This window comes from Paramagnetospirillum caucaseum (genome assembly GCF_000342045.1).
Classification (GTDB): Bacteria; Pseudomonadota; Alphaproteobacteria; order Rhodospirillales; family Magnetospirillaceae; genus Phaeospirillum; species Phaeospirillum caucaseum.
This window is the reverse complement of the sequence record NZ_AONQ01000129.1, coordinates 1-5,219: the sequence shown is the minus strand read 5'-3', so window position 1 is coordinate 5,219 and position 5,219 is coordinate 1. Positions and strand designations below refer to the sequence as shown.

The 5,219-nt window shown below is 54.5% G+C and carries 5 protein-coding genes and 1 pseudogene; 4 read left to right on the top strand and 2 right to left on the bottom strand.

What is annotated here, in order from left to right:
• Positions 1-458: pseudogene (locus H261_RS25600) on the top strand (hypothetical protein); the annotation flags it as partial.
• Between the two features lie 57 nt (positions 459-515).
• Here H261_RS25600 and H261_RS22375 read toward each other — a convergent pair.
• Positions 516-1,082 (bottom strand): hypothetical protein, encoded by a 567-nt coding sequence (locus H261_RS22375; RefSeq protein ID WP_008622357.1) that lies wholly within the window; start codon positions 1,080-1,082, stop codon positions 516-518.
• A 154-nt stretch (positions 1,083-1,236) separates the two neighbouring features.
• Positions 1,237-1,716 (bottom strand): bacteriohemerythrin, encoded by a 480-nt coding sequence (locus tag H261_RS22370; RefSeq protein ID WP_008622356.1) that lies wholly within the window; start codon positions 1,714-1,716, stop codon positions 1,237-1,239.
• A 394-nt stretch (positions 1,717-2,110) separates the two neighbouring features.
• Here H261_RS22370 and H261_RS22365 point away from each other — a divergent pair, with 394 nt between their 5' ends.
• From H261_RS22365 to H261_RS24315, 3 genes are all read left to right on the top strand, one after another.
• Positions 2,111-2,377, top strand: a complete 267-nt coding sequence (locus H261_RS22365; RefSeq protein ID WP_043743478.1) for a hypothetical protein — start codon at positions 2,111-2,113, stop codon at positions 2,375-2,377.
• Positions 2,378-2,416: 39 nt separating this feature from the next.
• On the top strand, positions 2,417-2,647 hold the full coding sequence (locus H261_RS26310; protein ID WP_235063032.1) for a hypothetical protein: 231 nt from the start codon (positions 2,417-2,419) through the stop codon (positions 2,645-2,647).
• Positions 2,648-3,093: 446 nt separating this feature from the next.
• On the top strand, positions 3,094-5,219 hold a 2,126-nt coding region (locus H261_RS24315; protein ID WP_235063031.1), incomplete at its 3' end, for a c-type heme family protein.

Genomic DNA, 5,219 nt, shown 5'->3' with positions numbered 1-5,219 from the left:
GGAACAAAGGTCCCCATCGCGGCCAGGACAATCCGCTGCGGCAGAAAATCGGGACGATGAAGGCTTTGTTCATCGGTATCTTGCGGCAAATGTCCGTCGGTAGGCTGGATGCGATCATCGCCGATATGGAGAAGTATCTGAACGGCGGAGAAATCACCCTGGGAGGCGGCGACCTTCTGCAGGAGCGATTGGCCTCGGTGGAGGAAATCGTCGCGGTCCTGGGCGGACGCAAAGCCGACGAAACCATGAAGCGAAAGCTGGATTCCGCCTGGGAAGGAATCGGGAAGCTCCAGAAAATGGAGGCGGAACAGTTTGAACTGGCCGATCTGACGCGCAACAAGCGCAGCAAGCGCGGGGCGAGCCGGTTTCGTCCGCCCGCCGAGGCGATCGACGGGGTGGCAAGCCAGAACGGGGTTGCCGATCTTTTGCGTTCGCGTGGGGCGGGGAAGAAGCCCTGATCAGGGCCATGGGCGGGGCGTTCGACGAGTTCGGCCGACGAGTTCGGCGCCGAGCCCCTATTTCAGCCGAAGTTTCTGCTGTCCGGCCAGCCGCGTCACCGTCACGGGCGTTGCCGCGGGCGACGGTCTTGCCGCCGTGATGGGGACCGGGGCTGATCGGGGGGCGGCGGCAGCGACCGGCGGCAGCATCGAGCGGGCGGCGGCCACATCGGCGGCGACCTGCTTCATGCCGCGCCGCAGGGCGGCGTTTTCGGATTTCAGCCGCTTGGCCTGGAGCCAGTTCCGTTCGCTTTGTTCCAGGCATATCTGCAAGATGACCTGGAGGCGGAGCATTTTATTGTCGGCGGGGGGCGCCTGGACAAGGGAAGCCTGGGTGTCGCGGGCTGTTTCGGAAAAGATGTCGGCGGCCACGAAGTCGCCGCCGTTCTCGCGGGCAAATTCGCCCTCCTGAATCACGGATTCGGTCAAATGCGCCAGATGGGCGATAGCGGCCATCATTTCCTGATCGGACGCGGCGCCGGGGGCTCCGGGGATGTTGCCGCAGGCGTCCAGAATTTTCAGCAGAAATTCATGGGATTTCTGCAGGTTCGCCAGCGCTACGGACAGTATCGAAGGATGCGCCATCTCTCAGGACCTTGTGCTGACGCGGACAGGCCCATTCTGTCTGAACCCGTCGGGATCGGCAATCCCATCCGGGCCGTCCTTGCGCACGACGGCCCGGCTTATCCCCAAGCCCGAAGGAGGAGCATATGCCGACGGGGGGCTTTCTTGCCTTTGGCTATGAGACAAGCTCGGTGTCCAGGCCTGCAGCCATATACACCAGGGGGCGGTCATCCACATTCGCGTTGGTCAAGATCCCTTTGTATTGGGCATCCACCACCCGGATATGGTTGTTCAGCCAATCCGTGACCAAATGCGCCAGGGTGCCGATCTTTTCGATACTGCCCGTCTGGCGGTAGTCCTGAATGATGCGGGTTACTCGGTCGGCAAAGGCGTCGTGCGCCGCGATATGCTCGACCAGATAGGCGTAGTCGGCCTTGGCCATGGCCTTTTGCTCGCGCAGGAAGTGCCCCTCGATATATTCCTCGAGGATATTGATGGAGGTTTCGATGAGGTAGGGCTGATCGTTGTCGGGCGTGGAGGTCACGTCGTTCATCAGAGCTGCCAAGCGAAAGAACGCCTGATGATCTTCGTCGATAATTTCGACGTTCACGGATAAATCATCGGTCCATTCGGGGAGCGGATTGGTCTGGTTCATTCTTCGTCTCACGACCTACTTGAACGGGCGGCCCAACTACGGCAATGCCCCATGCCAGAGTCACATAGTCAGCCAGCGCGACCAAAAGTCAACCGGGATCGCCGGCAAATTCGGCCAAAGTCCAAGCTGCATTCCAAAGCCGCGAGGCTTCCGATCCGAACCTTGGGGAAACGGTATCGGCGGCGTCTCCCGCGGGGCGAATCATCTCGAATTCGATCACTGACTGTAGCATGAATCGGCTCAAGGGCAGAGAATAAAAATAAGTCGCAATATCTGATGGGCGGCAACATATCTCCAAGGATGCAACAATCGTTTGACGAGCCCCGCCCGTATGGGGCCCAATTCATGGGGCCATGCGGCTTTTACCGGGGCTCGCAATCGAAAGGGGAGAAGTGTGGCGCATAATAATGCTTTCGGCTTCGAGGAGATTCGCCGGGCGGTAAATTCCGCAGGATGGCTTCGGCTGCTTTTGGTCGTGGCCATTGGCCTGACGGTTGCGATCTTGTTCGTGCATCTTTTTGTCGCGATCGCGGTGGGGGCGCTGTGCATACTTTTCGTTCATCATGCGGTCCAGCGCGCCATGGGGCCGGGAACCCGGATTCGGTTGCGGATGCCGCCGGCAATGTCCGCGCGATTGAAGGGCTGGATGTGGCGCAAATAACAGTTTCAGCCCGACAGGGGGCTTGGATGGATGTGTCGTTTGCCGGTGGCCTATTATTTCAGCCTATTCGATCGTGCAGGCGAACTGGCCCTGGGCGCCCTGTTCAATTTCCTGGCCTGTGACGTGGTGGCAAAGCACACGCTGTCCGAGGATCGAAAGTTTTTTGGACAAATCCAAGCGATTCGAGATACAGCAGGACGAATGCAGGCAATCATTTCGGGCGACAATGGCGATATTCGGGCGAAAAACTCCACCCATCCAAGTCGGTGACAGATTCACAAAGGCAAATGACCACACCAGGAAAGTCTGGGAGGTGTCCCGCCTTTGGACGGCGGTCGATGGTGTCCCCCATGCCCGGCTCGTGAACCAGCATGAGACGTTGATGGTGTCGGTTGGAACGTTGAATGATCAAGAGTTCTTCGTGGTCGTTCCTGTGAAGCGGAACGAACCGTAAAACAGATCTGCTGTGGCGAACGGGCGAGAACTCTACCACCTAATCATGCTGGACGGATTTTGGGGATGGGCGGGAAATATCCATCCAGATATAGCCGATTAGGTGAATACCACATCCGGGAGACATTGGCCGATCAATGCATGAGGGCAGAGCCGAAATCTTGGTAGGTAACTTGGCGGTATATGGCTTTTGAAATAGGCATGATACCTTTGCTGCGTGAAGGGCTTTAGTCGGACAGGCTTACGTGCTGGAGTATTTGCCTATGACCTCCACTGCACAACCAAATGCTGCAATTTCAGTTTTATCATTTCGAAGGCTAATGGTTGGGTCTGCTGCATTATGGACAGCGGCAGTCTTGCTTTCGTTTTGGATGGCGGCTGAAAACGAAAGGCAGCAAGCGGTAAGTCTGGCAATTCAAGAAGCACGAACCAGCGTGCAAACAGATATCGGCTTCCGCCATTGGGCTGCATCCCATGGTGGAGTTTATGTGGCTCCTGACACCCAAACTCTACCAAATCCGTACTTGCATGTTCCCGACCGTGACGTGGTAACGACAAACGGCAAACACCTGACCTTGATGAATCCGGCATATGTGCTGCGTCAACTGATGCAGTCGGGATTTGTCGCCAAGGGCCGAATTACGAGTATGAAGCCCATCAATCCTGAGAATGCTCCGGATGCATGGGAACGTCAGGCACTTCAGCGTCTGGAGCAGGGTGAGACAGAGGTAACTGAAAAGGTTCTGAGCAACGGAAAAGCGGCTGTCCGTGTTATGGCACCAATCCGCGTCGAACAATCCTGCCTGACTTGCCACAATGATCTAGGCTACAAGGTAGGCGACCTACGAGGAGGTATTGATGTCACCATTCCATTGGAGAAATCCAATGAAATTGCGTCAACGGAGATCAAAAGATTAGCGATCAATCATGCAATCTTCTGGATTCTGGTGATGTCTGGGATCGGCTTGATATGGATCATCGGAAAATCACATATTAGGCAGCGTGAATTATTAACTAGAAAGCATTTGATAACTCAATTTTCAATAGACCGAGCGGAGGAGCCTGTTTACTGGATTAATGAATCTGGGTTGATTTCATATGTGAATAATTCCGCATGTTCACTTTTGGGGTATGCTGAGACTGAGATATTGAATCTACACGCGTCTGAATTAAATCCGGACCATCCTCGGGAAAAATGGGCGGAGCATTGGGGTTCTCTAAAAGAAAATAGTTTCCTGCGATTTGATGCAATTTTAAAACGCAAAGACGGATCAACGCTTCCGGTCGAAATATCGGCAAATTACCTCTCCCATGAGGGGCAGGAATTTGATGTGGCGTTTGTTCGAGATATGAGTTCGCACAAGGAAGCCACGGTTAAGATTGCTCATTTGACGGATATTTATGCGGCTTTGAGCCAAACCAACAAGGCCATCATTCGCAGCAAAAGCCGCCAGGAACTCTTTGATGCCATCGTTCGAATATCGGTGGATTTCGGGCATTTTCGCATGGCGTGGATCGGCGTGGTCGATGACGCGAGCCAAGCAATAGTTCCAGCAGCTTGGGCAGGTGAGGGGGGCGCCTATTTAGATGGTCTGAAAGTGTCCGCTGATGCGGATAGCCCTTATGGACAAGGACCGTCCGGGCAATGCATTCGTGCTGGTGAGTACCGCGTTGCAGAGAATTTTTTTGGAACCCAGATAACAGCACCTTGGCAGAAGAGAGCAGCATTCTTTAATTTTAATTCATCGGCCGCATTTCCACTGAAAAATCAGGGAAAAGCCATTGGTACATTATCACTTTACTCAGACGCTCCAGAATTCTTTACTGACGATCTCATCGAACTTCTGACGGAAATGACCGATGAAATTTCATTTGCCTTGGATCGAATGGACCTTGAGGCCAGTCATCGTCAGCATGAAGCCGAGCAGAAAGAGCTGGTCGAACGCTTGATGGCATCCAATACGGAATTGGAACGCTTTGCCTATGTCGCATCTCATGACCTTCAAGAGCCGCTGAGAACCATCGTTTCCTTCACACAATTGCTGGATCGCCATCTGGGCGACAAGCTCCCGCCGGATGACCGGGAAAATTTTGAATTCGTCGTTGGTGCGGCAAAGCGGATGGGGCTGCTGATCAACGATCTTTTGGCGTTTTCCAGAGTTTCGGCAAAAGGTGTCTCGTTCTCCCGCGTTTCCCTTGCTGCGGCATGTTCAGCGGCACAGGATAATCTCAGAGAGGTCATTTCCCAAAATCACGCGGAAATCACTGTAGGCCAGCTTCCCGAGGTGATCGGCGATGATGTCCAATTGATGCAGGTGTTTCAGAACCTGGTCGGCAATGCTGTCAAGTTCCGCCACCCTGACCGTAAGCCTCAAATATCCATTGATGC

Excerpts from the sequence above, each read along its gene's own strand:
- H261_RS22375 (WP_008622357.1), bottom strand. The coding sequence starts at position 1,082 with ATGGCGCATCCTTCGATACTGTCCGTAGCGCTGGCGAACCTGCAGAAA.
- H261_RS22370 (WP_008622356.1), bottom strand. The coding sequence starts at position 1,716 with ATGAACCAGACCAATCCGCTCCCCGAATGGACCGATGATTTATCCGTG.